We start from the raw sequence: 26,390 nt of genomic DNA, 5'->3' as shown, positions 1-26,390 counted from the left end.
CCGACAGGCCCTGTACCACCACGCTGGATTTCGCCAGGGCCGCGGCGTCGATCTGCGGCTGGGCGCTGACCAGTTGCTCGACCTGACGGCCGACCAGGTTCTTCTTGTCTGGCCAGAACTGCACCTGCCACGCCCGGTTGCCTTCGGCCAGCGGGCCGATCAGCAGCGGTTGCAGCTCGGCCCAGGCTTTTTGCGCGTGCAGGAAGTCGGCGCGGGCGGTGTCCAGGCTTTCCTTGCCTTGGCAGTAAGCCAGGGCGCTGACGGCCAACTGACGGTCGGCCTCAACCCAGCGGCTGTAGGTTGGCAGGATCACTTGCTTGGCGATGGCCGCCGAGGTCACGGCTTGCGGGTCTTGGGGCGAGCAGGCGCCCAAGGCCAGGGCGGCGAGGCTGGTGAACAACAACTTGGGACGAAACATGTCGAGCTCCCTTCTGTAAGTGGGGCAAAGCTTATAAAGAATTCAGGAACGCCAGCAACGCGGCACGCTGCTCGGCATTGAACGACAACACATGTTGCTGCGCCGCTTGGGCTTCGCCGCCATGCCACAGCACGGCTTCAAGCAGGTTGCGGGCGCGGCCGTCATGCAGGAACTGGGTGTGGCCACTCACGGTTTGCGTCAGGCCAATGCCCCACAGCGGCGGGGTGCGCCAGTCGCGGCCAGTGGCTTTGAATTCGCTACGGTTGTCGGCCAGGCCTTCGCCCATATCGTGCAGCAGCAGGTCGCTGTAGGGGCGAATCACCTGGTTGGCCAGTTCAGGTTCGGCGGCGTTGGCGGCCGTGGTGAACGTAGGTTTGTGACAGCCCTGGCAACCGGCCTGGTAGAACAGGTTCTTGCCGGCCAGCACTTGCGGCGTATCAACGTCCCGACGTGCGGGCACTGCGAGGTTGCGGGTGTAGAACAGCACCAGGCGCAGGATGTTATCGCTGACTTCCGGCTCACCCTCGGGGCCATTGCCGTTGGGCGCCTGTTTGCAGGCCACTTGGGCGTCGGTGCAGTCATCGAAGGGTCTCAGGGACGTGGTGAGGCCCATATCACCCGAAAACGCGTGAACGTTTTGTTGATTGAGGTTGGGCTGCCCGGCTTTCCAGCCAAAACGCCCGAGCACGGTTGTGTTCTGGGCGTCATCCCAGACCCAATTGACGCGGCCCACGATGGCCTCTTTGTCGGCGGTCTTGGGGTTAGTGTTGCGCAGGATATCGGCATCGCTGATCGCTTCGAGCAGGCCCAGGCCGATCATCGGCGGGGCGATACGCGCCGAGAAGCGTGTGTCGGGGTGCATCGGGCCGTAGCCGAGTTGGGTGATCTGCAGGTCGGGCTTGCGCAATTCAACCACCGTACCGTCCTTGAACCTGACGTTGACCGGTGTGTAGTCAACCCGCACCTTGCCTTCCGGCGCAACGCCTGGCACCGCCATGTCCTGGAGTTGCCCGCCATAGACCGGCTCGGGCACCACGCCGATCTGTTCGATGAGCTTAGCGTAAGGCTGAGCATCCGGGATGGACAGGCGCACCAGCATCGACACGGCATTGGGCGCGTCAGGCAGCGGCGGGTGGCCACGGCCATCCTTGATATGGCAGTTCTGGCAGGCGTTTGTATTGAACAGCGGGCCCAGGCCATCGCGCGCCGTGGTGGTGGACGGCGCAATCACCCAAGGGTTGCGAAAGAAGCTGTTGCCGACGCTGAAGTCCAGGCGCCGCGTGGGCGCCAGGTTGGCCGAGGGCAGGGAAAAGGCGTTCTGGTCGCGCTTGTTTACCGTCGCCGCGCCACCGGCCCGCGATTCACCCGGCTCTGCTTTTGTGAAGCGAGGGGCGTCATCGCACGCAGTCAGGCTTAAAGCCATCAACGCTGCTGGCAGGTATAAAAGCGCACGGAACATCAAGATTCCTGGACGAGGGCAGAAAATTAAGGCGCAAAGTCTAACAGGGCAGGGCAGATTGAATAAGAGCAATTATCGTTTGGTGGCATCCCGATTCTTTCCCGTTAGAATGACCGCACATTTTTTTATGGAGGTGGCCAATGCAGGCTCTCGACGCTTTGCTCAACCGTGTTTCCGTGCCCCGTTTGCTCGACCCGGCACCGACCCAGGAGCAGCGCGACCTGCTGTTCGCCGCCGCCATGCGCGCGCCCGATCACGGCCAACTGCGCCCGTGGCGTTTCCTTACCGTGGAAGGTGCAGCGCGTGAACAGATGGGCACGCTGTTGGCCGAAGCGGCTCGCCTGCAGGATGCCGACGCACCGCAAGCCGCCATCGACAAGGCCCAGAACGGCCCGCTGCGTGCGCCGCTGGTGGTGGTGGTGATTGCACGCTTGCAAGAGCATTTCAAAGTGCCCAAGTCCGAGCAATTGCTGGCCGCGGCCTGTGCGGCCCACGGCATTCTGCTGGCGGCGTATGCCCAGGGTATTGGTGCGGTGTGGCGTACCGGCGAATTGTCCTACTCGGCCCATGTCGCCAAGGGCCTGGGGCTGGCGGCGAATGAAGAAGTGATTGGCTTTCTCTACCTGGGCACACCGCAGAACCCGCCACGCACGGCGCCGAAGGAAGACCTGACGCCGTTCGTCCAGGCCTGGCCCGGCCGGTAATTCACCACTGTCCTATGTGGGAGCTGGCTTGCCTGCGATGGCATCGACTCGGTTTCACAGACACACCGAGTTGTCTGCATCGCGGGCAAGCCCGGCTCCCACCCAGATGTTTAGTGTTTTCAGAACCGAATCAGACCCTGAACTGATCCATCAACTTCATCTGCTGGCTGGCCAGCGCATTGAGCTGGCTGCTTATCGCTGCAGACTCGGTAGCCTGGCCGGTCAGGGTTTCAGTCACGGTGCGAATCGCCGAGACGTTGCGGTTGACCTCTTCGGCCACCGCGCTCTGCTGTTCGGCAGCGCTGGCGATTTGCAGGTTCATGTCGCTGATCACCGTGACCGCGTCGCTGATCTTGCCCAGGGCTTGCACGGCTTGATGGATCTGCCCGGCATTGCTCTGCGCCTGGTGCTGGCTGGAGTGCATGGTCGCCACTACGCCACGGGTGCCGCTCTGGATACGCTCGATCACCAGGCGGATTTCCTCGACTGAGTCCTGGGTGCGCTTGGCCAGGTTGCGCACTTCGTCGGCCACCACCGCAAAACCACGTCCGCTTTCCCCGGCGCGCGCCGCTTCAATCGCTGCGTTCAACGCCAGCAGGTTAGTCTGTTCGGCAATGCTGCGGATCACCTCCAACACTGAACCGATTTGCTCGCTGTTGACCGCCAGGGCTTCGACTTCGCCCACGGCTTTGCTGACTTCGTCGGCCAGGGTGGTGATATCGCGGGTGCTCTGCTCGATGATCGACATGCCTTCCCGTGCCGACTGGTCGGCGCCGCGTGCCGCGCTGGCGGCATTGGAGGCGCTGTTGGCCACGTCGTGGGCGGTGGCGCTCATTTCGTTCGACGCGGTGGCGACCTGGTCGATTTCACGGAACTGCACCTGCATGCCTTCGCTGGTCTGGCGCGCAATGGCGGACGATTGATCGGCCGTCCCACGGGCTTCGGTGATGCTTTGCTTGATCTGCGCAATGGTCGGCTGCAGCTTGTCGAGGAAACGATTGAACCAGTTCACCAGCTCGCCCAATTCGTCCTTCTTGGCGTAGGCCAGGCGCTGGGTGAGGTCGCCGTCACCGCTGGCGATGTCCTTGAGCATGGCGGCCACGCTATTGATAGGGCGGGTCACGCCAGTAGCGGTCAGCCAGATCAGCAGCAAGCCCAGCAGGCCGGCGGCGGCGGCCACCAGCAGGGCTTTGAGCGTGCCCGTTGCCTGGGCCTCGTCGAGTACGGCTTGGAGTTTTTCGTTGTCGGCCAGCATCACCGCTTTGGGCAGCTTGATCACCACACCCCAGGATTTGGCACCGGCAATCGGCTTGAGCGGATATACGGCACGAATGGTGTCGTCCTGCTCACGGATAACAGGACGGTCATTGGCCAGCAGTTGCACGATCTCCTTGCCTTCGGCGCCGATGCTGTCGATCAGGTTCTTGCCGACTTTGGCCGGTTCACCGCTGTAGGCGGCGATCAGGCCGGTGCTGGACAGAATCTCCAGGTGGGCGGCACCGTTGAACAGGTCTTTTTGCGCCGCATCGGTGGTCGCTTGCAGGGCGGTCAGGGCAATGTCCACACCGACGACGCCGATGACTTTGCCGTCGACGATCAGCGGAAGAGAAATGGTGGTCATCAGTACCGGTTTGCCGGCCACTGTGTCTTCGTACGGGTCCAGCAGGCAAGTGCTGCGCGTGTCCCGTGGGCAGGTGTACCAGATGTTGTAGGGCGTACCGCTAAGGTTGAGGGTGGTCTTGGTCAGGTCATCTTCGACCATGATGGTGTTCTGGCCTTCGCCGCCAGCCCGGCTCCAGTAGCTGGAAAACCGACCTTTTTCATTGGAAACGCGCGCCTTGTCGTCGATGAATTCGCTGTCCTTGCCATCCAGCCCGTTGGGTTCGAACGACAACCAGATGCCTAGCACCTTGGTGTTGCGCTCGAACGCGGTTTTGACGCTGCGGTTGAGTTCTTCACGCAGGGCACCGGCTTCCAGGGAACGCTGGGTGCCCAACTGACGCAGGTCTTTGATCTGGTCAGCAAGGGCGGTGATTACCAGCAGGTTTTCGCCGAAGGTCTGCTGTAAGTGGCCGGCCTGTTCGGCCGCTTTGGATTGCAGCAACTGCTCCACGCTGGCGGTGAGCATTCGTGAGCTTGAATCACTGACCAACCGATCGTTCTGGTTGGTGTTGTAGATATTGATGCCGACCACCAGTGCAATCACACCCAGCAGACACAGGCCGGACAGCAACACGATTTTCAAGCGGATGGAGAGGGTGTCGAACATAGGTTCACTCACGAATGGACTTGTTGGAATGCACGCAAACGCGCCAAGTCCCTTCGGCGTCATGCCTGAAACATCGGCGTCACAAATCAATTCATGAGGAAGAGGCGATGAGCGGTAGGAAAACGCCTACAGGCCGCCTTAGACGGGACGTGCCAGCTGTTCGGGGCGGGACCAGATCCACAGGTTGCCCAGGCTCATCCCGGCAATCGCCAGGTACACCGGCCAGCCGTGATCGAGCATCACCAGCATCAACACGGCGCACAGCAACATGCTCACGGTGGCGCTGACCTTGGCGCGACGGGCGATGATCTTGCCATTGCGCCAGTTGGACAGGATCGGCCCGAACAGGCGGTGGTTTTCCAGCCAGGCGCTGAGGCGAGGCGAACTTTTGGTGGCGGCCCAGGCGGCGAGCAGGATGAATTCGGTGGTGGGCAACCCCGGTATGACAATCGCCACCAAGCCGATGCCCAGGCTCACGTAGGCCAGCAGGCCGAAGAGGATTTGGGCGATTTTGGAGGAGGATTGGGGTTTGCCGGTCATGCTGCAGTTTTCTGGTGGGAGGGTTTACACATTGTCAGCGATGAAACGCACTCAAATGTGGGAGCTGGCTTGCCTGCGATAGCGGTGCATCAGGTTAAACATCTGGAGCTGACCCCCCGCCATCGCAGGCAAGCCAGCTCCCACATTGAACCGCCGTCTACCGGAACACTTACGCCAGTTCTGGGGCGCTAGCGTACGCCTGTTCCAGCAGCACGGTGAAGCGCACAAACGCATCAATCGCGCCTTTTTCCACGGCAGCTTCTTCTTCGGCACTGAATGTCAGGCCGTCGAGGGTGCGGGTGAAACTCTTCCAGCCCTCGGCGCGACCGCCGGCCGGCTCGCCCAGGTGGCGCGCACCGAAGGTTTCACTCAGGCCCAGGCCCACGGCGCGCTTGATCAGGAATGCAGCGCCCAGCTTGGAGCCTTCGGAGACGAACAGCCAGCCCAAAGCTTCAGCTTTGCTGGGGTTGTTCACCGCGCCGGCAACCGGGGCCGGGATTTCGGTGTCCAAGTCTGCCAGGTCGAGCTTGGCCGCTTCGGCGCGGCAGCGGGCGGCTAGGTCAGGGATGATCTGGTTCAGCTCGGCATCGTTGTACAGGGCTACCAGTTCCGATTGGAACAGGTATTGGGCCACTACGAAGCGGGCGAAATTGGCTTGGGTTTCGAACGGCGCGTGAGCCTTCACCAATGCGTCGAGCTTGGTGTGCGGCTCGTTGGTGATTTGGTTCAGGCGTTGGGAGCGCAGGCTTGGGCGTTCTGCGGTGGAAGAAGCGGTCATGAAAAAAGTCCTTGAGAAGAGAAGCGCCTGGGTGCCCTTAAAGAGAGCTGTTATCAACTAGACGAACAAGAAGACGCGGCACAGTAAAAAATCCTCACCTCGCCGCAGATGCATGGGCGGCGAGGTGGGGCGCATGGGTCAGATGTCCCAGATCACGTTGATCGCGAAGTTGCGACCGGGCTGGGTCAGGCGGTCGAGGTTGGCCGGGCCGGTGACACCGGCTTCGCCGACGCTGTCGTAGCTGCGCACGTCATCCCAGTTCCAGTACTTCTTGTCGGTGAGGTTGTAGAGGCCACCGTTGACGGTCACGTCTTTGCTCACCTTGTAGTAAGCGGTCAGGTCGAGGATGCCGAAGCCCGGGGTCTTGAACGGGCCGTCGGTGCCGCCGTCGGGCGCGTGGAAGGTCGTGCTGTCGACGCGGTTCTGTTTTTTCACCAAGGTCCAGCTCAGCAGGCCACCGTAAGTGTCCTGGTCGTAGCCCAGGCCAAACACGCCCTTGAGCGGGTTGACGCTGTTCAACGGCTCGCCATTGTCGTCATTGCGACCGTGGGTGTAGGCAACCGAGCCCTGGGTATACAGGCCCTTCGGCGCGCCGAAGGTATCCAGGTTCAGGCGGCCCTTGGCTTCCACGCCCTTGATGGTGGCGCGCTTGATGTTGACCGCCTGGAACTGTTCCACGGTGCCGCCGACCACGGCGTTGTCTTCGTCGATAAAGTCACGGTACTTGTTGTAGTACACCGCAATATCGAAGGAGCCTTCGTCGAATTTGCCGCGAATCCCGGTTTCGATGCCTTTGCTGGTTTCCGGCTTGAGGTCGGGGTTGGGTTCGACGGTGTAGCCCAGGTTCAGGTTTTCGAAGCGACCGTACAGGGCCTTGGCGGACGGCGTGCGGAAGCCCTCGGCGTACTGGCCGAACCAGGTGTAGTTGTCGGTCAGGGCATAGGTGAGGCCGAACTTGGGTGTTACGCGGTTCCAGGTCTTGTCTTTGCCATCGACGGCATAGGCACCGGTCGGGTTGACGGTGTTGAGGAACTCCTGGGTCAGCTTGGGCTTGAGCCGGGTGTAGTCATAACGCACGGCGGGCAGGAAGGTCCATTTGTCCCAAGTGATCTGGTCCTGGGCGAACAGCGAGTAGGTGTTGATGGTCGGGTCGGGGAAGTCGCTGGCCTTCTTCACGCTGTCGCCGGCTGATGGGCTTGGCCCGCCAATGGCGGTGCAGCCGGCGCCAATGGCCAGGCACGAGGCCGAGCCTTCGCGGGAACCGGTGACTTTCTGCTGCTTGAGGGTGGTGCCGTAGGTCACCTGGTGCTCGGTTTCACCCAGGCTGAAAGCCTTGTCTAACTGAGCGTCGAAGACCCACTGTTTTTCTTCGTAAAGGGTGTCGCGGGTGCGCAGCACGCGACGGCCGGCCTGGTAGATTTCCGCCGTGGTCTGGTCGGTCTTGGCGATCTGGTAGTTGAGGCTGGTCTTGATGCGGTCGGCAATCGGCGACTCCAGGGCGAAGGTGTTTTCCAGGCCGAAGCGCTCGCGGGTAATGGTGTCGTTACCGCGACGGTCGCGGTACAGGTTCATGCCCCGGCCACCGATGAACGGGCCGCCCACTGCGTTTTTCAGATTGACGTCGCGGTCATCCTTGAACTTCTCGTAGGTCAGGCCCAAACGGTTGTCATCGCCATAGTTCCAGCCCAGCTTGGCCAGCACGTTGGTGGTGCGTGCATCTTCCGGGTTGGCGCCGGTGCGGGCCAGGCCGGTGGCGTTATTACCATCGTAGGACTCGGTTTCATGGCCATTGCGCTGGCTCAGGTGCAGCAAACCGTCGAAGTCCTGCACACGCCCGGCGAAGGTGCCGGAGGTCAGCCAGCTCTCGTCGGCGGAGCTGTAGCCGGTCTTCAGGCGGGCGCCGACGTCCTGGCCTGGCTTGATGATGTCGTCCGGGTCGAGGGTGAAATAACTCACCGCGCCGCCGATGGCGCTGCTGCCATACAGGGCCGAGGCCGGGCCGCGCAGGATCTCCACGCGCTTGACGATTTCGGGGTCGACGTAGTTGCGACGGGTCTTGGCGTAGGGGCCGTTGAAGAAATTGTCGGGCACTTCGACGCCATCCACCTGAGTGAGCACGCGGTCGCCATCGATGCCTCGAATGTTGTAGCCCGCGTTACCCGAGCGGCTACCAGCGCCGCCGACGGAGACGCCGGGTTCGTAGCGCACCAGTTCACGGATGTTGTTGACGTTCTGGCGGTCCAGTTCCTGGCGGTCGTGCACGCTGACGGTGCTCGGTACGCTGTTCACATCCTGTTCGTTACGGGTGGCGCTGATGGTCACCTGTTGCAGGGCGAGGGCGCTGCCGGCGCTACGTTTTTCCAGCACGATGTTGTTGGTGCCCAGTTTGCGATAGCTCAGGTTGGTCCCCACCAACAGCCGCTCCAGGGCTTTTTCCGCTGGTAGCGGGCCACGCACGCCCGGGGACGAAACGCCCTGGCCCAGTTCGGCCGGCAGGCCGACTTGCCAGCCGGTCACTGCGGTGAAGGCGTTAAGCGCCGACACCAGTGGCTGCTGTTCAATGCTGAAGGTGTAATTGGCGTGGCTGCGAGCGGCAGGTTCGGCGGCGCTGGCGCTCATGACGGGCGCGCCAGCCAGCAGGATCGCGGCGGTCAGCAAGGACAAAACGGGCGAAGCAGACCGGCGGTTGAAACGAGAGGACATCGAGAGCGCTCCGGGAGACGAATCTTATAGTTGCGAACCGAACCAAATAGGAATCAGTTGCATTGGCTATAACGAGACGTATCGCCGGTTAACATCGAGTAAAAATAATTCTCATTTAGTTCAGGATCACCAGCGCCGGGTACTCCGACAGCTTGGCCGAGGTGATGTGAGCCAGGGAGCGCACCACGTCCAGGGGTTGGTCCAGGCGGTAGTTGCCGGTGACGGCGACGCTGGCCAACTGCTCGTTGTTGTTGACGATCCAGCCGGGGTAATAGCGGCGCAGCTCAGCCAGCACTTCGCTCAGCGGGCAGTTTTCGAACACCAGACGGCCCTGGACCCAGGCTAGGTCTTTGCTGGCATCGAACTTGGCCGGTTGGCCGAAACCCTTGGGGCCGATGCGGATGCTTTCACCGGCGCTCAGGCGCACACGGGCATCGTCGAAAGTATTGCTCAGGTCGACATCGCCGCGCTGCACTTGAACCTGGGCTTCGCCATTGAGGTAGCGCACGGCAAAGGCGGTATCACGCACGCTGGCGCGCACCGGGCCGGCGTCGATCTCCAGGGGCAGGCCACGGGAGGGCGCTATTTCGAAGAACGCTTCGCCCTGGTACAGGCGGGCAATGCGCTGGTGGTCCTTGATGGTGCTGGAAAATGCCGAGTTGGTGTTCAGCAGCACCTTGGAGCCATCATCCAGCTGCAGGCGCTGGCGCTCGCCCACCACCGTCAGATGGTCGGCCTGCAAACGCACCGGCAGGTTGCTGAAACTGAACAAGCCGACCAGTAACACGGCGGCGGTGGCCAGGGGTTTCCAGTGCGGTTTGATCCGGCGCCAGCCGCTGGGCTTGCGCGGTGCGGCGAGGGCCACGGCGGCGCTGTGCACCGGTGCGTCACCCCAGGCGGCCTGGGCCTTGCTGAAGGCGTGGACATGCGCCGGGTCCTGGGCCAGCCAGGCGTCGAACGCGGCCTGCTGCCCAGGTTGCGGGCACTGCAAGGCGATCAGCCAATCGAGGGCTTGGTCCATGGCCGCGTCTTGCAACACCTCATGAGCCAACGCATGGGGGCGCAGTTTATTCGGGTCCGTCACGGTGTTCCTCGGGTCTTCGCCACGTTCTATTCATTTTTCCTACAGCTTGGATCGACACCTCTGTCGGGTGAAGCTTAAGGCTGATCCAGCCGTTCGGCCACACCCACACAGATAGCCATGATCAATTTGAGTTCCTTTTGCACTGTGCTCAAGGACACACCCAACTGATCGGCAATCTCCTGATAGCTGCAACCGTGCAAGCGGCTGAGGATGAAAATCCGCTGCTGGCGGGCGCTCAATTGGCCGAGGCTGACACTCAGGTGCTCCAGCAGTTGCTCGGCCTGAGTGGCTTCCTCTGGCGTGCTGGCGGGCGCGGCGACGCTTTGCAGGACATCCAGCGGGACATCCTCCTGCAGGGTGCGCGCCTGAATTCTGCGCGAGCGCAAGTGATCCAGCGCCAGGTTGCGGGCTGTCTGGTAGACAAAAGGTTCAAGGTGGTCGATTGGCCGCTCGCTCAGGGCCCGAGTCACGCGCAGGTAGGTTTCCTGCAACAGGTCCTCGGCAGTGCTGTGGTTGTGCACCATGCGTTGCAGGGTTCGTAGCAGGATCACCCGTTGGGTGAGGAAGACGTGGTTGAAGCGAGATTGGCTCACAGTGATACCAGACCGATTTGCAGTGAATGATAATGCTTATCATCAACTGAAATGGCAAGTGGCTATTTCTGTGGATTGCCGCTCGTTCCCATGCTCTGCGTGGGAACACATCCTGTGACGCTCCGCGTCACAACTTTAAGAGCAGGACGCGGAGCGTCCAGGGTGGCATTCCCACGCAGAGCGTGGGAACGATCTGGTCGATCTTGTGGAGTTACTCGGCGTTACACAACGCCAGGCAGTTATCCAGCATACGGTTGGAGAAGCCCCACTCGTTGTCATACCACGCCAATACTTTGAGCAATTTGCCACTGACCTTGGTGTGATTGGCGTCGAAGATCGACGACAGCGGGTTATGGTTGAAGTCACTGGAAACCAGCGGCAGGGTGTTGTAGCCGAGGATCTTCGAATGCTGGCTGGCGTGTTTGAGCAGGGCGTTGACCTCATCGGCCGTGGCTTCTTTCTTCAGCTGCACGGTGAGGTCCACCAGCGACACGTTGATCACCGGTACACGCACCGCCATGCCGGTCAGCTTGCCTGCCAGTTCCGGCAGCACCAGGCCCACCGCTTCAGCGGCGCCGGTCTTGCTCGGGATCATGTTCTGGGTGGCCGAACGCGCGCGGTACGGGTCGGTGTGGTACACGTCGGTGAGGTTCTGGTCGTTGGTGTAGGCGTGGATGGTGGTCATCAGGCCGCTTTCGATACCCAGCTCGCGGTGCAGCACCTGGGCCACCGGCGCCAGGCAGTTGGTGGTGCACGATGCGTTGGAAATGATCTGGTGGGATTGACGCAAAATGTCATGGTTCACGCCGTAAACCACAGTGGCGTCAGCGCCTTTGGCCGGGGCCGAAATGATCACCTTGCGCGCGCCAGCGCTAATATGCGCGGCAGCCTTGTCACGGTCGGTGAACAGACCGGTGCATTCGAACACCACGTCGATCTTGTGCGCAGCCCACGGCAGGTCGGCGGGGTTGCGAATGGCACTGACGGCAATCCGGTCACCATTGACGGTCAGGCTTTCCTGATCGTGGGCAACCTCTGCATCGAAAGTGCCGTGTACGGTGTCGTACTTGAGCAGGTGGGCATTGATCGAGCTGTCGCCCAGATCATTGATGGCGACGATCTGCAAATCCTGGCGATAGCCTTGGGTATACAGTGCGCGCAGGACATTACGGCCGATACGGCCAAAACCATTGATTGCGATTCGAAGAGTCATCGGAAAGTGCCTGTCGTCGATTTGTTGTAAGAATTACAAGATTATTCGCATAAAAATAGAAAACAAGCCTTTTTAGTGGCAATATTTTGTTCAATCTACAACGAGTGACCTGAATCAACTGGTCCGATGATCCAAACGACCCCCTGCCATCCCATGAGCCGTGGGCGTTTGATCAGCATAGACTCTCAGGTCGCCACATCCGTTAGCCTGGAGTTCTATACATGCATCCCCGCGTTCTTGAGGTCACCGAACGGCTTATCGCCCGCAGCCGCGCCACCCGCGAGGCTTACCTTGCGCTCATTCACGGCGCAGCCAGCGACGGTCCGATGCGCGGCAAGCTGCAATGCGCCAACTTCGCCCACGGCGTGGCCGGTTGCGGCACCGAAGACAAAAACAGCCTGCGCATGATGAATGCCGCCAACGTGGCAATTGTTTCTTCTTATAACGACATGCTCTCGGCGCATCAGCCCTACGAGCATTTCCCCGAACAAATCAAAAAGGCTCTGCGCGAAGTTGGCTCGGTCGGCCAGTTCGCCGGCGGCACCCCCGCCATGTGCGACGGCGTGACCCAGGGCGAGCCGGGCATGGAACTGAGCCTGCTCAGCCGTGAAGTCATCGCCATGTCCACGGCGGTAGCGCTGTCCCACAACATGTTCGACGCCGCGCTGATGCTGGGCATCTGCGACAAGATCGTCCCTGGCCTGATGATGGGGGCGCTGCGCTACGGCCACCTGCCGATGATCTTCGTGCCGGGCGGGCCGATGCCGTCGGGTATCTCCAACAAGCAGAAAGCCGATGTTCGCCAGCGCTACGCCGAAGGCAAGGCCAGCCGCGAAGAGCTGCTGGAGTCGGAGATGAAGTCCTACCACAGCCCCGGCACCTGCACGTTCTACGGCACCGCCAACACCAACCAGTTGCTGATGGAAGTCATGGGCCTGCACCTGCCGGGCGCTTCGTTCGTCAACCCGTACACGCCACTGCGCGATGCGTTGACCCGCGAAGCCGCGCACCAGGTCACGCGCTTGACCAAGGCCAATGGCAACTTCACGCCCATTGGCGAGATTGTCGACGAGAAGTCCATCGTCAACTCTATCGTTGCGCTCAACGCCACCGGCGGCTCCACCAACCACACCCTGCACATGCCGGCCATCGCCATGTCGGCAGGCATCATCCTGACCTGGCAGGACATGGCCGACCTCTCCGAGGTGGTACCAACCCTGTCCCACGTGTATCCAAACGGCAAGGCTGACATCAACCACTTCCAGGCGGCGGGCGGTATGTCGTTTCTGATCCGCGAACTGCTGGAAGCCGGCCTGCTCCACGAAGACGTCAACACCGTGGCCGGCAAGGGCTTGAGCCGCTATATCCAGGAACCTTTCCTGGTGGATGGCGAACTGGTCTGGCGTGACGGCCCGATCGAAAGCCTCGACGAAACCATCCTGCGCCCGGTGGCCCGTGCGTTCTCGCCGGAAGGCGGCTTGCGCGTGATGGAAGGCAACCTCGGCCGTGGCGTGATGAAGGTTTCGGCGGTAGCCCCGGAGCATCAGGTTGTCGAAGCGCCGGCGGTGGTGTTCCAGGACCAGCAGGACCTGGCCGATGCCTTCAAGGCCGGCTTGTTGGAAAAAGACTTCGTGGCGGTGATGCGCTTCCAGGGGCCGCGCTCCAACGGCATGCCGGAACTGCACAAGATGACACCGTTCCTGGGCGTGTTGCAGGACCGTGGTTTCAAAGTGGCGCTGGTGACAGACGGGCGAATGTCCGGCGCGTCGGGTAAGATCCCTGCCGCGATCCACGTCAATCCCGAAGCCCAGAGCGGCGGGCCGCTGGCGCGGGTTCAGGATGGCGATATCATCCGTGTGGATGGCGTTACCGGCACCCTGGAGCTTAAGGTGGACGCCGAAGTATTTGCAGCGCGCACGCCTGCCACGGGCCTATTGGGCAATAACGTGGGGGCCGGTCGCGAGCTGTTTGCATTCATGCGCTTGGCCGCAAGCTCCGCAGAGCAGGGCGCCAGCGCCTTTACCTCTGCCTTGGAGACGCTTAAGTGAAGCTTGCGCTGGTCGGTGACATCGGGGGTACTAACGCCCGTTTTGCGTTATGGCGGGATCAGGAACTGCATTCGATCCGCGTGCATGCCACGGCGGATCACGGCAGCCCTGAAGAGGCGATCAAGCTCTACCTCAAAGAAGAAGGCCTGCAAATCGGCGACATCGGTGCGGTGTGCCTGTCGGTGGCCGGGCCGGTGAGCGGCGATGAATTCAAGTTCACCAACAACCACTGGCGCCTGAGCAAAACCGCGTTTTGTCAGGCCCTGCAGGTGGATGAGCTGTTGCTGGTCAACGATTTCTCGGCCATGGCCTTGGGCATGACCCGGCTCAAGCCCGACGAATTTCGCGTGGTCTGCGAAGGCACGCCAGAGCCCTTGCGCCCGGCCGTGGTGATCGGCCCGGGCACCGGTCTTGGCGTCGGCACCTTGCTGGACCTCGGCGCAGGCCGCTGGGCAGCATTGCCGGGGGAGGGTGGGCATGTCGACCTGCCCCTGAGCAGCCCACGGGAAACCCAGCTGTGGCAACACATCTACAGCGAGATCGGGCATGTCAGCGCCGAAACCGCGTTAAGCGGTGGCGGCTTGCCGCGGCTGTACCGGGCTATTTGTGCGGTGGATGGACATGAGCCTGTGCTGGACACCCCCGAAGCCATCACGGCGGCGGGCCTGGCCGGCGATCCGGTGGCCATGGAAGTATTGGACCAGTTCAGCATCTGGCTGGGCCGGGTGGCGGGCAATAACGTCTTGACCACCGGTGGGCGCGGTGGCGTGTATATCGTGGGCGGGGTGATACCGAGGTTTGCCGACTTCTTTATCACCAGTGGTTTCGCTAAAAGCTTTGCGGATAAAGGCTGCATGAGCGACTACTTCAAGGGTATTCCAGTGTGGCTGGTGACGGCGCCGTATTCCGGGCTGACTGGGGCGGGTGTGGCGCTTGAGCAAGCTTTTGCATAGGTCATAATGGCGCCATCGCGGGCAAGCCAGCTCCCACAGTCTGGAATGCATTCCAAGTGTGGGAGCTGGCTTGCCTGCGATGACGGCCTAAAGGGCACCCGATGATTTAAGCCAGGCCATAACAACAAGGAGGCCCCCGTGAGCGTAATCAGTAAATCCATTCTCCTCGTCGACGACGACCAGGAAATCCGCGAATTGCTGCAAACCTACCTCAGTCGCGCCGGCTTCCAGGTCCGTGGCGTGTCCGATGGCGCGGGGTTCCGTCAGGCGATGAACGAGGCGCCGTGCGACCTGGTCATCCTCGATGTGATGTTGCCGGACGAAGACGGCTTCAGCCTGTGCCGCTGGATCCGCCAGCACCCGCGCCAGGCGCAGGTGCCGATCATCATGCTCACCGCCAGTTCCGACGAAGCCGACCGCGTGATCGGCCTGGAGCTGGGCGCCGATGACTATATCGGCAAGCCGTTCAGCCCCCGCGAGTTGCAGGCGCGTATCAAGGCACTGCTGCGCCGCTGCCAATTCGGCCAGGAGCGCAGCAGCGGCGGTGATGTGTGGGTGTTCGATGAATGGCGCCTGGATATGATCAGCCACCGCTTGTTTCATGTGGATGGTGAAGAGGTGATCCTCTCCGGTGCCGACTTCGCCTTGCTCAAGTTGTTTCTCGACCACCCGCAACAGATCCTCGACCGCGACACCATCGGCAACGCCACCCGTGGCCGCGACCTGATGCCCTTGGACCGTATCGTCGACATGGCCGTCAGCCGCTTGCGCCAGCGCCTGCGCGACACCGAGAAACCACCGCGGCTGATCCGCACCGTGCGCGGCAGCGGCTATCAACTGGCAGCCAGCGTGGTTGCCGGCAATGCCCACTGAACCGCTGAACGAACGTCGCCGCCGCTTCCCGGTACCCCGCTCGCTGCTGGGGCGCATGTTACTCCTGACCTTGCTGGCGGTGCTGTTCGCCCAAGCGCTGTCCAGCGTGATCTGGGTGTCGCAATTGCGCGCCACCCAGCTTGAGGGCCTGGTCACCAGCGCCCGCAGCTTGGCGCATTCAATGACCGCCAGCGTGAGTTACTTCCGGTCGCTGCCGGTGGCCTATCGCCCGTTGGTGCTGGACCAATTGCGCAGCATGGGCGGCACGCGTTTTGTGGTGACCCTCAATGATCGCCCGCTGGACATGCAAATACTGCCCGAAACCCCGCGCAAGCAAGCGGTACTGGTGGCGGTGGATGAAGTGCTGCGCCAGACCCTGGGTGCCGACGTGCACATCTCGGTTGAGTTCGTCAGCGCCGAAGACCTGCGCATCTTCAATGCTGGCCTGAAGCTCGACGAACTGCCACGCTCCTGGGCCCATTACGCGCTGACCCTGGAACCGGTGAACCCGCCGGTGCTGGTCACCCAGATCCAACTGGCGCCCGGTGAATGGCTGTACATCGCCTCGCTGTTGCCCGAGCCCTACACCAGCCTGGAAGAGCAAGGCCTGCCGTCCCAGCAGGTGTGGTTTATCGTGCTCACCAGCGGTTTTCTGCTGCTGTTCATCGGCCTGCTGGTGCACTGGCAAAGCCGACCGCTCAAGCGCCTGGCGCGAGCGGCGCGGGACATGTCCCTGGGCGCCGATGTGGAGCCGGTGGCGGAAGGCGGCGGCAGTGAAGTGGTGGAAGTGGGCCGTGCGTTCAATGCCATGCGTGAACGCATCAGCCGTTACCTGACCGAGCGCAGCCAGTTGTTCAGCGCGATTTCCCATGACCTGCGCACGCCCATCACCCGCCTGCGCCTGCGCGTGGAATTGCTGGAAGACGAGAACCTGCAAAACAAGTTCGGCCGTGACCTGGATGAACTGGAGTTGCTGGTCAAGGGCGCGCTGCAATGCGTGAAAGACACCGACATCCACGAAAACATCCAGCCGGTGGACCTCAACCACGTCCTCGAATGCCTGGTGGAGCCGTACCTGGCACCCCATGGCAATGGCCGAGTGACCCTCGATGGCACGGCGCTGTCAGCCTACCCAGGCAAGCCGCTGGCGCTCAAGCGTTGCATCGGCAACCTGATCGACAACGCGCTCAAGTACGGGCAGAACGCGCATTTGCATATCGAGGACGATGGCGTGCAGTTCATCCTGCATGTGGATGACGAAGGGCCTGGTGTGCCGCAGCAGCGACTGGAGCAAGTGTTTGAACCGCACTTTCGCCTGGCCGGCCAGCAGCAGGGTTACGGGTTGGGGTTGGGGATTGCGCGCAACATTGCCCACAGCCATGGGGGCGAAGTGAGTTTGCAGAACCTGCGCGAAGGCGGCCTGCGTGTCACCCTGCAACTCCCCCGCGGATTAGACTGAATATACGCAGGACTACTGTGGGAGCTGGCTTGCCTGCGATAGCCATAGGTATCTACACAACTGTGCAGTTCGCCGCAGCCACCGGTAACCACGATGCGAAGCGAGCCGCTCTTGATCTTGCTCTTGATCTGCTTGTGATCTTGATCTTAGGCGCCCCGTTAAACCACGCTGGCCGGAATTCGACAGGGATTTGGGGGGGGTAAACCGGCAGGGATGCCGGTTTAGCCGCCCCGCGCCATGGATGGCGCGTGGCGGCGGCCCCCCAAATCACTGGCGGATTACGGGCACACCGAGCCTGGGCGAGGTGCCGAGTGGTGGGGCAAGAGCGCTTTGCTTACTTTCGCGCTTTTCGAAAGTGAGCCGCCGTCAGGGCGGAACCCTAAGTGGCCGTTACCGCAGCAATGGATATGTACACAATCCAACTGTGTTGACTGTCAGGCCGCCTTCGCGAGCAAGCCAGCTCCCACATTTTACTCCGCGTACATCAGATGCTTTGGCGCAACCGGGCCAGGTCGCGCAGCGGCGGCGCACCAAACAACCGGCTGTACTCCCGGCTGAACTGCGACGGGCTTTCATACCCCACCCGATACCCCGCCGCCGAAGCCTCCAGCCCTTCGGCGATCATCAGACGCCGCGCTTCCTGCAAGCGCAGTTGCTTCTGGTATTGCAGCGGGCTCATAGCGGTGATCGCTTTGAACCGGTGGTGCAAGGTCGAGACGCTCAGGTTCACTTCCTTGGCCAGGTCGTCGATACGCAGCGGCTGTTCGTAGTTGCCATTCAACCAGGTGATTGCCTGGCTCACCCGATGGCTCTGGCTGTTAGCCACAGCAATTTCATACAGGCGATAACCCTGCGGGCCACGCAGCAAACGGTAGAGGATTTCACGGTTGATCAGCGGCGCGAGCATCGCGATGTCTTTAGGCGTGTCCAGCAAGCGGGTCAGGCGCAGCACCGCATCGAGCAGTGCGTGATCGATGCGGTCGACGTACATGCCTCGCGAGGTCGGGCGTGAGGGCACGCCCATTGGCCCGGCCTCTGCGATCAGCGCGGTGAGCTGCGCCGGGTCGATGTTGATGCGCACCGAGAGGTTCGGGTCCTCGGCGGTGGCGTCAATGATGCGGCCGGCCACCGGCATTGCCACCGAGAACACCAGGTAGTTGAGCGGGTCGTAGGCAAAGATCTCGTCGGCCAGGCGCACTTCCTTGCTGCCACTGGCGAGGATGCACAGCGCGGGTTCCACCAGCACCGGCATGAAATCCCGGGGCGCATTGTGGCGGTTCAGGTACAGCGAGGTAATCGCTGTGCCGTAGGAGCCGTCCTCCCAGGTATGGCGGTGCACGATACTGGCGAGCTCGGCGCGTTGTTTCTCCATCTCGGCATCGAGGGGAACGGGCTTGGATTCGGGCGACGGCATGGGGCGTCCTCTACACGCGGCTTTGATGGGCTCAGCTTAGCGGCGGCTTTTCAGAAAGTGTTACGTCGATTCTGCAGGATCCTTGCCTGATCCTGCGAGATAGCGTGAATCAGGCAAGTGCGCAGCCTGTCATCAGCCTGAAACATGAGGCCTGGGCCTGGAATAAATCCTGGGGCCGAACGTCCTCCCTACGCTTCTCGCAGGATTGTGCAAGAAGCCTGCAGGAATCGACTAACCGCGCCCACGCCCGCGCCGTTATCTTTGATCCTGTGGCAACACGCCCTCATTGTGCTTGCCGAGCATCACTTCTCAACGGGAGAGTCGAACATGTCCACCCCCATTCCCGCGAGCCATATGGCCTTTATCCGCGCCCGTAGCGGGTGCAGCACCGAACTCGGTGCACGCTTGAGCAGTTTGATCGAACCAGGTCGCCAGGCCCAGGGTTGCCTGCAATTCTCGTTGCAGCACTCCCAGGTCGACCCCGATGTGTGGCTGGTGTCCGGGTTCTGGAGCAGCGAGCAGGCCATGAGCGCCTACTTCAACTCTCCGGCCCTGATGATCTTCACCGAGCTGCTGAACGACATGGTCGTGCGTAGCATGGACTTCCAGACCTTCACCGACGCATCGGCGGCACAGGCCTACGGCGAGTACCTGCAACTGGCCGGTTAACGGTTAGAATGGCCGACTTTCCATTGGCCAGGACCTGCAACATGGCACGTAAACAATTTGCCCACCACGAAGCCGTTTCCGCCGTAGTACCGGGCGAAGGTGGCTACAGCGCCGCCGTCGCCGTCAAGGCACTGGATGGCATGGGCGCACCCAAGTTTCACAAGATCCTTGATGGGCAGACGTTCAAGACGGCTTCGGATGCCGATGATGCGGCGACGCTGCAATTCGAGCATCTGGTCGATGTGGATGCAGAAGGCCAACTGACCTGGGCGACTGCTGAACGCTGAGGCAGCACACCTAACCAATGTGGGAGCTGGCTTGCCTGCGATAGCGGTGTATCAGTCACTCTTGGGTTAACTGACCCACCGCTATTATCGCAGGCAAGCCAGCTCCCACAGTTTTGATTGCATTGCAGTCAGGGTTTTGTGGCACCTGGGCGGTACATCTTGAACAGTGCTTGCGGCCCCAGCTGGAAATAATCCGCCGGGCCACCCCCGCGCAAAATCGGCTCGGCGGCAGCCGTGTCGTAGATCCCATCCTTGAGCAACCATTTGGCGATGTGCACCGCAACCACCTCGCCCAGCACCAGCCAGCTTGGCACCAACTGTTGGTCGGCACGTTGCAGTTGGATGATCTGCGTCACCTTGCACTCGAACGACACCGGGCTCTCGCCCACCCGTGGTACGCCAACGATTTTCGAAGCCACCGGCGTCAGCCCGGAGAGTTCGAATTCATTCACCTCGGGCGATACGGCCGCGCAGCTCTGGTTCATCTGCTCGGCCAGCGGGCGGGTGGCCAGGTTCCAGACGAATTCTCCAGTCTGTTCGATATTGTTCAGGCTGTCTTTACGCCCGACACTGGAAAACCCAATGATCGGCGGAATGTAGTTGAACGCATTGAAGAAGCTGTAGGGCGCCAGGTTCAGGCGGCCTTCGCGATCGTGCGAGGAGATCCAGCCAATCGGGCGTGGGCCGACGATGGCATTGAACGGGTCATGGGGAAGGCCGTGGCCGTTGGCGGGTTCGTAATAGTGGATGTCGTCAGGCATGGCCGGGGTTCCTGCTACGCGGTTTGGGAGGCGGTCATAGTGCAATTCATGGCGGTGAATTTCCATCGTACCGATGGATTTTTCATACATCGCCCACCTATTTTTCACAGCTTTCCCTTCAGTCTGCGCCCAAGGTCAATACCCCCTATAAGACTGAGCCTTGGAGCTATCTACTGCATGAACAAACTTCCTCAGATCACCCTGGCGTTCTGGGTCATGAAAATCTGCGCAACCACCTTGGGCGAAACCGCCGGGGACTTGCTGTCGATGACCTTGAACGTTGGCTACGCCATCAGCTCCATGATCCTCATCAGCGTGTTCCTGGTGACCCTGGTGACGCAACTCTGGTCGAAAGCCTACAACCCGGTGCTGTACTGGATCGTGATTTTGTCTACCAGTACTGCGGGTACCACGATGTCCGACTTCATGGACCGCACGCTGGGGCTGGGCTACGCCACCGGGTCGATGATCCTGATCGTGATCCTGATGATCATCTTTGCATTGTGGCACCTCAGTGGTGACTCGCTGAACGTGAACAAGGTGCAGACCTTCCGAGGGGAGCTGTTTTACTGGATGGCGATCCTGTTCTCCAACACCTTGGGCACCGCATTGGGCGATTTCCTCGCGGACGATTCGGGGCTGGGCTTCGCCGGTGGCGCATTGTTGATCGGCTCGACCATCGCCGCGGTGGTGGTACTCAAGTACTTCACCCGCATCTCGTCGGTACTGTTGTTCTGGGTGGCGTTTGTACTGACACGGCCGTTTGGCGCGACCTTGGGGGATTTTCTGACCAAACCCCATGAAAAAGGCGGCTTGGATTTCGGCACCATCGGTTCATCCGCGGTATTGGCTGCGGTGCTGGTGGTGATGATTGCTGGCGCGTCGTATGCGCAGCGGCGCTATGGGCGCAATGAGGCCGCAGAGTTGTCCTAAGACTAAATGTGGGAGCGGGCTTGCTCGCGAAGGCGGTGGGTCAGTTGATACAACTTTGACTGATCCTCCGCTATCGCGGGCAAGCCCGCTCCCACATTTTTTAGTCGGTGGTGATGCGCGAGTGTTTACGCGTGTCCTTCATGGTCACGTAAACCATCAACGACACCGCGATACACGCGGTCACGTACCAGTAGTAGCCAGTTTCCATACCGATGCTCTTGAACCACAGCGCGATGTATTCAGCGGTACCGCCGAAGATCGACACGGTCAGGGCATACGGCAGGCCCACGCCCAGGGCGCGGATTTCGGTCGGGAACAGCTCGGCCTTCACCACGGCGTTGATCGAGGTGTAGCCGCTGACGATGATCAGCGCCGCCATGATCAGGAAGAACGCGCCCCACCAACTCTGGATGGTGTGCAGGGTGGTGAGGATTGGCACGGTGAACAGGGTGCCAAGCACGCCGAAGGCGATCAGGATCGGGCGGCGGCCGACTTTATCCGACAGCCCGCCGATGATCGGTTGCAGGCACATGAACAGAAACAGCGTCGCCGCCGAGATGGTGGTGGAGTCGGAGATGCTCATGCCGACCGTGTTCACCAGGTATTTCTGCATGTAGGTGGTGTAGGTGTAGAACGCCAGTGTGCCGCCCATGGTCAGGCCGACCACGGTCATCAGTTCCTTGGGGTGGCGCATCAAGGTGCGCATTGCGCTTTCCTTGGCTTTTTCTTTCTTGGTGAACGACTCGGTTTCTTCCATGCCACGACGCAGGTACAGCGCGACCACTGCACACAAGGCACCGATGGCGAACGGGATACGCCAGCCCCAGGCGTACAACTGCTCGGTGGTGAGCACCTGTTGCAGCACGATCAGCACCGCCAGCGCGATGAGCTGGCCAGAGATCAGGGTCACGTACTGGAAGCTGGAGTAGAAGCCGCGACGTTCCTTGGTGGCCATCTCACTCAGGTAAGTGGCAGAGGTGCCGTATTCGCCGCCGACCGACAGGCCCTGCAGCAGGCGGGCAAACACCAGCAGGATCGGCGCACCGATACCAATGACTTCATAGCCTGGGCTCAGGGCAATCAGCAGCGAGCCGAAGCACATCAGGTACACCGAGGCCATCAAGGCTTTTTTACGCCCGACTTTGTCGGCGTACAGGCCCATCAGCCAGCCACCGATCGGGCGCATCAGGAAGCCCACGGCGAAAATCGCGGCGGTGTTGAGCAGTTGGGCAGTGGTGTCGCCCTTGGGGAAGAAGGCTTTGGCAAAATACAGCGAGAAGGCGGCGTAGACGTACCAGTCGTACCATTCGACCATGTTGCCGACTGATCCGCTGAAAATCGATTTGATGCGGCTGGAGGTGGTGCGCTCCTGCGCTTTTGCGGCCGTCGATCCCAGAGGCACGGTGTTGGAGTTATCCATTGAAGGATCCTTCATCTAGTTGTTTTTATGGAGCGGCGCGTGCGCAGCCTGTTGGGGCTATAGCAGGAGCTGTGCCAGGTAGAGGAAGGCCCGGAATAGAAGGGTTGCGGGATTTTTTTGAGCGGAAAGTCGCTGATGGTTTTTGGGTAATGAGCGGAAATCCGCTTATGGCTGCCGACGCCATCGCAGGCAAGCCAGCTCCCACACCTGCTGTGTTCACAGACCAAAATGTGGGAGCGGGCTTGCCCGCGATGGCGATCCAAAGGTCGCTACACAAACATCTCCCTTACCAACCCATGCCGCTGCATCTTCTCATTGAAGGTACGGCGCGGCAGTTGCAGCTCGGCCAGCACCGCCTTGATATCACCCTTGTGACGCGTCAAAGCGGCCTTCAGGCAGTGTGCCTCGAACGCCTCCTGCTGCGCCGCCAACGATTGCCCGGCTTCGATCCCTTGCGGTTCCGGCTCGTCCAGCCCCAACACCTGACGCTCGGCGACGTTGGCCAGTTCGCGCACATTGCCCGGCCAGTCATGGCTGAGCAGGCGCCCCAGCTGTGGCCCACTCAAGGGCTCGACCTGGCGGCCCAGACGCTCGGCGGCGCTTTGCGCAAAATGCTCGTACAACAGCGGAATATCTTCGCGACGTTCACGCAATGGCGGCAGGCGCAGTTGCGCGACGTTGAGCCGATAGGCCAGGTCTTCGCGAAAACGCCCGGCACGGGCCTCTTCCAGCAGGTCGGGCTTGGTGGCGGCGATGATGCGCAGGTCCACCTGGATACTCTGGTTGGAGCCCAGCCGCTCCAGCTTCTGCTCTTGCAACACACGCAGCAATTTCACTTGTTGGGCCAGGGGCATGCTTTCGATTTCATCCAGGAACAAGGTGCCGCCGTGGGCATATTCCAGCTTGCCGATACGTTTGCCCTGGGCGCCGGTGAAGGCGCCGCTTTCATGCCCGAACAGTTCGGCTTCGAACAACTGCTCGGGGATCGCCGCGCAATTGAGGGCCACGAAGGGCTTCTTGGCGCGTGGGCCGAAGTCATGCAGGCAGCGGGCGACCAGCTCCTTACCGCTGCCGGTCTCGCCACGAATCAGCACATTGACCGGCAAACTCGCCAGGTCCAGCACTTGGCGGCGCAAACTTTGCAGTCCCTTGGACACGCCCAGCAGGCTGGACTCCAACTGCGCACGATGATCGGCCTGTTGATGCAGGCGGCGGTTTTCCAGGATCAGGCCGCGCTTGTCCAGCGCCCGGCGCAGGCTGTTGAGCAAGGCGTCGGGGCTGAAGGGTTTTTCCAGGAAGTCGTAAGCCCCGTCGCGCATGGCTTCGACGGCCATTGGCACGTCGCCATGGCCGGTGAGCAAAATCACTGGCAGGTCGGCATCGCGACGCTGTACCTCGGCCAACAACTCAAGGCCGCTGAGCCCGGGCATGCGCACGTCGCTCAGAATCACCCCGGCAAAGTCCTTGGGCAGTTGCGCCAGGCACTCTTCGGCGCGGCTGAACAACTGCACGTCAAACCCCGACAGGCTCAGCCATTGCTCGACGGCCGTGCGAATACTGGCTTCGTCATCGACCACAATCACAGCGTTCAACATAGGTCTGGCGTCTCCAGGGCGATAGGCAGGGTCAAGGTGAAAATCGCGCCATCGCCACGGTTGGCGGCACTCAGGCGTCCGCCCAGTTCATGCACGATAGCGTAGGACACCGCGAGTCCCAAGCCGAGTCCGTCGCCCACCGGTTTGGTGGTGAAAAACGGGTCGAACACACTGCCCAAGTGTTCTTCTGCAATCCCGCCGCCGCTGTCGCAGACGCTCAACTGCCACAGCTGCTGATCGGCGTGCAGGCGGATTTCCAGGCGCTTGCGCGGTTTGTCGGCCATGGCGTCCAGAGCGTTGCGCAACAGGTTGATCAGCACCTGTTCGAGGCGGATCGCGTCGCCACGTACCCAGGCCGGGCGGGTGAGGTCCAGTACCACACCGATGGCTTCGTCACGCAGGCGTGCGTCGAGCAGGTGCAAGGATTGGTCGACCACCGTCGCCAGGTCCAGCTTTTCGCGCAGGCCACTGGGACTCTTGCGCGCGAACGTCTTGAGGTGGCCGGTGAGCGCGGCCATGCGCGTGAGCATGTCATCCAGCGGTGTGAGGGCCTTGTAGGCATCGTCCACGCGACCATGGTCGAGCAGCAGCCGCAACGTCGCCAGTTGCATGCGCTGGGCGGTCAGTGGCTGGTTGATTTCATGGGCGAGGGCGGCTGACATCTGCCCCAATGCCGCCAGCTTAGCCGACTGCACCAGACCATCCTGGGCGGTGCGCAACGCCTGGGTGCGTTCTTGGACCAATTGCTCCAGTTCTTCACGGCTGCGCTGGCGCAAGCGGGCCAGGCGCCAGCGCTGGCTGAGGAACAGCACCAAGAACACCAGTGCCAGCCACGAACCCGCAGCGGCAAGGCCCGCGTTGCGTTGGTCTTCAAAGGCAAACTGGGGTTTGCGCAACAGGTGCAGGGTCCAGCCTTCGCGCTTGAGCGCCAGCGACTCCCAGATGTAATTGGCGTTGCCGTCGGGGCCGTTGACGCGGATCAAGTGGCTGTTTTCGTCAAAGCGTTGCAGGGGCTGGGTGTCCAGTGGCTGCAGTTGCTTTTTGTCGTATTGGCGGGTGGCCTTGAGTTCGGCCAGGTCATTTTCGGACAACGGCCGCAGGTTGCGATAACGCCAGCCCGGCTGGTTGGCGATAAACACGATGCCCCGAGCATCGCTGACCAACAGCAGGTCATTGCCCTGGGCCCATTCACGTTCCAGCTCGGGGAACTCCAGCTTGACCACCATGGCACCGAGGAACTGCTCGTGCTCATCCACGACCGCGCTGGAAAGAAAGTAGCCCGGAATGCCCGTGGTCACCCCCACCGCATAAAAGCGCCCGGTGCCCTGGCTCAGGGTCTGGCTGAAATACGGCCTGAACGCGTAATTGTGGCCGACATAACTGCTGGGCAGGTTCCAGTTGCTGGCGGCCACGGCCAGGCCGGTGCGGTCCATCAGTTCCAGGGTCGAAGACTGCGCAGCGCCGTTGATACGCTCCAGCTTGCGGTTGAGCCGGTCTTGCGTAGCGGCGTCCAGCGGGCCCTTCAAGGCGCTGATCATCTCCGAATCCAGCGCCAGCACGGCGGGCAGGGCGCGGTAGCGTTCGATCAGGGTGTGCAGCGAGTTGGCATACAGCGCGAGCTGCTGATTGGCACGGGCGGCGTCGTCCACCAGGGCCTGGCGTTCGGCATGGCGCGTGGCCAAGGCGGCGGCCAGCACCGCACCGGCGATGATCAACAGGGAATAGAAGGTCAGGCGCAGGGGGCGAGGGATCACGATCATACGATGATGAACAGGCACGGTAAGGGGCGAGCACCATAGCATGGGCGGCACATATCTTGTGGCCAAGGCGCTTGTGTGGGGGCTGGCAAGCCTGCGATGACGGCCTGCCAGCCGACGGCTATCTACCTGAAGCCCCACGATCCAACTGTGGGAGCTGGCTTGCCTGCGATGACGGCCTGCCAGCCGACGGCTATCTACCTGACACCCCACGATCGCAATGTGGGAGCGGGCTTGCTCGCGAAGGCGGCCTGACAGCCGACCGGGATGTGGGATCAGATTGAGTACATATCCGTTAGTTAGGTAACGGCCACTTAGGGTTCCGCCCTGACGGCGGCTCACTTTGCAAAAGCGGCAAAGTAAGCAAAACGCTCTTGCCCCACCACTCGGCACCTCGCCTAGGCTCGGTGTGCCCGAACGCAGGCTTGAATCCGTGGGCCGCCGCCACGCGCCATCCATG

The 26,390-nt window shown here is 61.5% G+C and carries 22 protein-coding genes; 8 read left to right on the top strand and 14 right to left on the bottom strand.

Annotation, left to right across the window (positions count from 1 at the left end):
- Together GIW04_RS11615 and GIW04_RS11610 are read right to left on the bottom strand one after the other, a co-directional pair.
- Nucleotides 1-418 (bottom strand): imelysin family protein (locus tag GIW04_RS11615; protein ID WP_329607558.1); only part of this gene is annotated, 418 nt, incomplete at its 3' end.
- A gap of 31 nt (nt 419-449) precedes the next feature.
- The gene (locus GIW04_RS11610) at nt 450-1,877 is read right to left on the bottom strand and encodes a di-heme oxidoreductase family protein (RefSeq protein WP_094775299.1); all 1,428 of its coding nucleotides are present in this window, start codon (nt 1,875-1,877) and stop codon (nt 450-452) included.
- Between the two features lie 140 nt (nt 1,878-2,017).
- On the opposite strand from GIW04_RS11610, the gene GIW04_RS11605 reads away from it, so the two are divergent.
- A complete protein-coding gene (locus tag GIW04_RS11605) occupies nt 2,018-2,581 on the top strand; it encodes an NAD(P)H nitroreductase (RefSeq protein WP_003193928.1) in 564 nt (187 codons plus the stop codon).
- Between the two features lie 130 nt (nt 2,582-2,711).
- Here GIW04_RS11605 and GIW04_RS11600 read toward each other — a convergent pair whose 3' ends face one another.
- From GIW04_RS11600 to gap, 7 genes are all read right to left on the bottom strand, one after another.
- Entirely contained in the window at nt 2,712-4,850 is a 2,139-nt protein-coding gene (locus tag GIW04_RS11600) for a methyl-accepting chemotaxis protein (protein WP_094775298.1), read from the bottom strand.
- Nucleotides 4,851-4,988: 138 nt separating this feature from the next.
- Nucleotides 4,989-5,390, bottom strand: coding sequence for a YbaN family protein (locus tag GIW04_RS11595; RefSeq protein WP_057710493.1), 402 nt, complete (start codon nt 5,388-5,390; stop codon nt 4,989-4,991).
- Nucleotides 5,391-5,559: 169 nt separating this feature from the next.
- Entirely contained in the window at nt 5,560-6,168 is a 609-nt protein-coding gene (locus tag GIW04_RS11590) for a biliverdin-producing heme oxygenase (protein WP_047711689.1), read from the bottom strand.
- A 138-nt stretch (nt 6,169-6,306) separates the two neighbouring features.
- Nucleotides 6,307-8,871: a TonB-dependent receptor gene (locus GIW04_RS11585; RefSeq protein WP_120248585.1), complete on the bottom strand. Its 2,565-nt coding sequence runs from the start codon at nt 8,869-8,871 to the stop codon at nt 6,307-6,309.
- 115 nt (nt 8,872-8,986) lie between these two features.
- Nucleotides 8,987-9,955 carry a FecR family protein gene (locus GIW04_RS11580; protein ID WP_120248586.1) on the bottom strand — a complete coding sequence of 323 codons (969 nt, stop codon included), beginning with the start codon at nt 9,953-9,955 and terminating at the stop codon, nt 8,987-8,989.
- Nucleotides 9,956-10,029: 74 nt separating this feature from the next.
- The gene (locus GIW04_RS11575; RefSeq protein WP_003193922.1) at nt 10,030-10,548 is read right to left on the bottom strand and encodes an RNA polymerase sigma factor; all 519 of its coding nucleotides are present in this window, start codon (nt 10,546-10,548) and stop codon (nt 10,030-10,032) included.
- A 211-nt stretch (nt 10,549-10,759) separates the two neighbouring features.
- A complete protein-coding gene (gene gap / locus GIW04_RS11570) occupies nt 10,760-11,761 on the bottom strand; it encodes a type I glyceraldehyde-3-phosphate dehydrogenase (protein ID WP_003193921.1) in 1,002 nt (333 codons plus the stop codon).
- Between the two features lie 221 nt (nt 11,762-11,982).
- Here gap and edd point away from each other — a divergent pair, with 221 nt between their 5' ends.
- The 4 genes from edd (at nt 11,983) to GIW04_RS11550 (ending at nt 17,094) form a co-directional block, all read left to right on the top strand.
- Nucleotides 11,983-13,809: a phosphogluconate dehydratase gene (gene edd / locus GIW04_RS11565; RefSeq protein WP_120248587.1), complete on the top strand. Its 1,827-nt coding sequence runs from the start codon at nt 11,983-11,985 to the stop codon at nt 13,807-13,809.
- Nucleotides 13,806-14,762: a glucokinase gene (locus GIW04_RS11560; RefSeq protein WP_034134547.1), complete on the top strand. Its 957-nt coding sequence runs from the start codon at nt 13,806-13,808 to the stop codon at nt 14,760-14,762. Before edd ends, GIW04_RS11560 begins: the two co-directional genes overlap by 4 nt.
- Before the next feature lie 138 nt (nt 14,763-14,900).
- Nucleotides 14,901-15,635: a response regulator gene (locus GIW04_RS11555; RefSeq protein WP_003193918.1), complete on the top strand. Its 735-nt coding sequence runs from the start codon at nt 14,901-14,903 to the stop codon at nt 15,633-15,635.
- Nucleotides 15,625-17,094, top strand: a complete 1,470-nt coding sequence (locus tag GIW04_RS11550) for an ATP-binding protein (protein WP_003193917.1) — start codon at nt 15,625-15,627, stop codon at nt 17,092-17,094. Before GIW04_RS11555 ends, GIW04_RS11550 begins: the two co-directional genes overlap by 11 nt.
- Nucleotides 17,095-17,578: 484 nt before the next feature.
- Here the strand turns inward: GIW04_RS11550 and GIW04_RS11545 are convergent, their stop codons facing one another.
- Complete coding sequence (locus GIW04_RS11545) at nt 17,579-18,508, bottom strand: AraC family transcriptional regulator (protein ID WP_003193916.1); 930 nt, start codon at nt 18,506-18,508, stop codon at nt 17,579-17,581.
- 327 nt (nt 18,509-18,835) lie between these two features.
- Between GIW04_RS11545 and GIW04_RS11540 the strand changes: the two genes are divergently transcribed.
- Together GIW04_RS11540 and GIW04_RS11535 are read left to right on the top strand one after the other, a co-directional pair.
- Nucleotides 18,836-19,177 (top strand): antibiotic biosynthesis monooxygenase family protein, encoded by a 342-nt coding sequence (locus tag GIW04_RS11540; RefSeq protein ID WP_003193915.1) that lies wholly within the window; start codon nt 18,836-18,838, stop codon nt 19,175-19,177.
- Between the two features lie 41 nt (nt 19,178-19,218).
- A complete protein-coding gene (locus GIW04_RS11535; RefSeq protein ID WP_120248590.1) occupies nt 19,219-19,464 on the top strand; it encodes a hypothetical protein in 246 nt (81 codons plus the stop codon).
- 128 nt (nt 19,465-19,592) lie between these two features.
- On the opposite strand, the gene GIW04_RS11530 is transcribed toward GIW04_RS11535, so the two are convergent.
- Entirely contained in the window at nt 19,593-20,225 is a 633-nt protein-coding gene (locus GIW04_RS11530; protein ID WP_003193913.1) for a flavin reductase family protein, read from the bottom strand.
- A 177-nt stretch (nt 20,226-20,402) separates the two neighbouring features.
- On the opposite strand from GIW04_RS11530, the gene GIW04_RS11525 reads away from it, so the two are divergent.
- The gene (locus GIW04_RS11525) at nt 20,403-21,158 is read left to right on the top strand and encodes a COG4705 family protein (protein WP_003193912.1); all 756 of its coding nucleotides are present in this window, start codon (nt 20,403-20,405) and stop codon (nt 21,156-21,158) included.
- 100 nt (nt 21,159-21,258) lie between these two features.
- On the opposite strand, the gene GIW04_RS11520 is transcribed toward GIW04_RS11525, so the two are convergent.
- From GIW04_RS11520 to GIW04_RS11510, 3 genes are all read right to left on the bottom strand, one after another.
- Nucleotides 21,259-22,578 carry an MFS transporter gene (locus GIW04_RS11520; RefSeq protein WP_003193911.1) on the bottom strand — a complete coding sequence of 440 codons (1,320 nt, stop codon included), beginning with the start codon at nt 22,576-22,578 and terminating at the stop codon, nt 21,259-21,261.
- Between the two features lie 269 nt (nt 22,579-22,847).
- Entirely contained in the window at nt 22,848-24,173 is a 1,326-nt protein-coding gene (locus tag GIW04_RS11515; RefSeq protein ID WP_003193910.1) for a sigma-54-dependent transcriptional regulator, read from the bottom strand.
- Complete coding sequence (locus GIW04_RS11510) at nt 24,167-25,933, bottom strand: ATP-binding protein (protein WP_120248591.1); 1,767 nt, start codon at nt 25,931-25,933, stop codon at nt 24,167-24,169. Before GIW04_RS11510 ends, GIW04_RS11515 begins: the two co-directional genes overlap by 7 nt.
- Nucleotides 25,934-26,390 lie beyond the last annotated feature (457 nt).

Source organism: Pseudomonas sp. PA-4-8C, from assembly GCF_021606625.1.
Classification (GTDB): domain Bacteria; phylum Pseudomonadota; class Gammaproteobacteria; order Pseudomonadales; family Pseudomonadaceae; genus Aquipseudomonas; species Aquipseudomonas lactis.
The sequence above is the reverse complement of the archived record's forward strand: the minus strand, read 5'-3'. Positions and strand labels throughout refer to the sequence as shown.